The 1,456-nt window shown below is 74.2% G+C and carries 1 pseudogene; it reads right to left on the reverse strand.

The annotated features are described in order from the left end of the window. A pseudogene (locus ACFWUQ_RS31400) lies at nt 1-256 on the reverse strand (enamine deaminase RidA); the annotation flags it as partial. Nucleotides 257-1,456 lie beyond the last annotated feature (1,200 nt).

The raw sequence follows: 1,456 nt of genomic DNA on the forward strand, positions 1-1,456 counted from the left end.
GCTCGGCCCTGCGGTCCGGCTCGGCCCTGCGGTCCGGCTCGGCCCTGCGGTCCGGCTCGGCCCTGCGGTCCGGCTCGGCCCTGCGGTCCGGCTCGGCCCTGCGGTCCGGCTCGGACCTGCGGTCCGGCTCGGCCCTGCGGTCCGGCTCGGACCTGCGGTCCGGCTCGGCCGTGGGGCCTGCCTCGGCTCTTCGGTTCGGCTTGGACTTGAGGCATGGTTCGGTTCTGCGGTCCGGTTCGGTGCCGAGGTCTCCCACGGCTCTGCGGCTTGCCCCGGGGCTGCGACCCGGCTGGGGCCCGCAATCCGTTCCGGTGCTGTGGTCGGTTCCGGCTCTGAGGCCCGCTCTGGCGGCGAGGTGCGCCCTGGCTCTGAGGCCCGCTCTGGCGGCGAGGTGCGCCCTGGCTCTGAGGCCCGCTCTGGCGGCGAGGTGCGCCCCGGCTCTGAGGCCCGTTCCGGCCCCGAGGCCCGTTCCGGCCCCGAGGCCCGTTCCGGCCCCGAGGTGCGCCCCGGCGCGGAGTCCTGGCCTGGCGCCGAGTCCCGCCCCGGCTCCGAGGCCCGTTCAGGCCCCTAGGGCCCTGGTGTCGAGGCCTGGCCCGGTGGCGAGGTGCGCCCCCGCTCTGCGGTCTGCGTCGGCCTTGTGGTCCAGGTCGGGTCTGCGGTCCGCTTCGGCTCGTCGAGCCGTCTCGGTCCTGCGGTCGGGCTCGGTCCTGGGGCCGGGCTCGGGTCTGCGGTTCGGTTCGGTGCCGAGGTCCCGCTGTGGCTCTGCGGCTCGTCCCGGGGCTGGGGCCTGGCTCGGCTTCGAGGCCGGTCTCGGCCTTCCCGCGCCTCGCTTCGGGTCGGAGGTCCGTCTTCGCCCCGGCGTTCGTTCCGGGGTTCGTTCCGGCCCTTCGATCCGTCTCCGTCCGGTTCAGGTCGGGTCTGGGATCCGACCCGGGCCTGCCCCCCGTCCCGGGTCTGCTTCCCGTTCCGGGTCTGCGGTTCACAGACCCGGCGCCGAGGCCCGGGTCGGGCTTGCGGTTCGTCCGGTCCTCGCGGTCCGGTCCGCACCTCCTCAATGCCGAGGTCCGGTTCGGGTCTGGGGTTCGTCCGGTCCTCGCGGTCGGGTTCGGGTCTGCGGTCTGCCCGGTTCGGTCCGGTTGGGGTTTGTGGTGTGTCCGGTGCCGGTGGTCGGGCTGGGTTTGGGGTTCGTTTCGGGGTGGGGGCCGGTTTGGGTCGGGGTGGGGGAGTGGTGGGTGTGGTGTCGGGGTTGGGGGGTGGTCGGGTGGGTGGGGGTGGTGTGGGGGTTTCGGTTTCTGGGGTGTGACCGGTAGCGGGTTCGTATCCGGTGTCGGTGGTTGTGTCGGTGTTGTTGTGGTGTGGAGGGGTGGTGTCTGGGGTGTCCGGGTCGGTGTTCGGTGTGGGTGGTGTGCGGGTGTCGGATGTGGGGGCGGGTGGGGTGGCGATGTGGGAGCGGCGG

Origin of the sequence: Streptomyces sp. NPDC058662 (assembly GCF_042716255.1) — a bacterium.
Lineage (GTDB): Bacteria > Actinomycetota > Actinomycetes > Streptomycetales > Streptomycetaceae > Streptomyces.